Raw genomic sequence first — 800 nt, forward strand, 5'->3', positions numbered from 1 at the left:
ACGCCGCCCTGCACGCCGCGCACTTCGGCGCCCCGCGCGCGGGGCCGGGGCCGGCCAGCTCCTGCTGCCGTTCGCCTGGAACGGCGTCAGCCTGCACGCCACCGGGGCCACCGCCCTGCGGGTACGGCTGACCCGGGTCGGGCCGCACGCCATCGCGCTGACCGTCGCCGATCCGACCGGTGCCCCGGTGGCCGAGGTGGCCGCCCTGACGATGCGCCCGATCTCCACCACCGAGCTGGCCGTCACCGACGACCGGGCCACCCGCGACGCCCTGTTCCGCGTCGACTGGACGCCGCTGCCGCCCGTCGAGACGGCCACCCCGGTCGACGCCGTGGCCGTCGCCCCCGGCCTGGACGGGTTCCCGCTGCACCAAGGGCTGGACGGGCTCGCCGACGCGGTGGACGCCGGACTGGCCCTGCCCGGGGCGGTGCTCGTGCCGCTCGGCGCGCACCCCGCGCAGCCCACCCCCCGCGCGGCGCGCCACGCCGCCGTGCAGGCCCTCGACCTGGTCCGGCGCTGGCTCACCGAGCCCCGCTGGGCGGCGTCGCGGCTGCTGCTGGTGACCCGGGGCGCGGTGGCCGTGCACCACGCCGGCGAGGTGACCGACCCGGCCGCCGCGGCGGCGTGGGGCCTGGTGCGCTCCGCCCAGTCGGAGAACCCGGGCCAGATCGTCGTCGTCGACGTCGACGGCGACGGGATCGGCCCGGACGAGGTGGCCGCCCTCCTGGCGGCGGACTTTTTTTTTTGCCGTGATCCGGGTCGGTTTTTTTGTACGTGCCGCGGCTGGCGCGGGCCGGGTC

General features: G+C 78.0%; 1 pseudogene. It reads left to right on the top strand.

Going from position 1 to position 800, the window contains the following annotated elements:
• Positions 1-800 (top strand): annotated as a pseudogene (locus MCBG_RS33290) (hypothetical protein); the annotation flags it as partial.

The sequence above is a fragment of the Micromonospora sp. M42 genome (genome assembly GCF_000568915.1).
GTDB classification, from domain to species: domain Bacteria; phylum Actinomycetota; class Actinomycetes; order Mycobacteriales; family Micromonosporaceae; genus Micromonospora; species Micromonospora chalcea.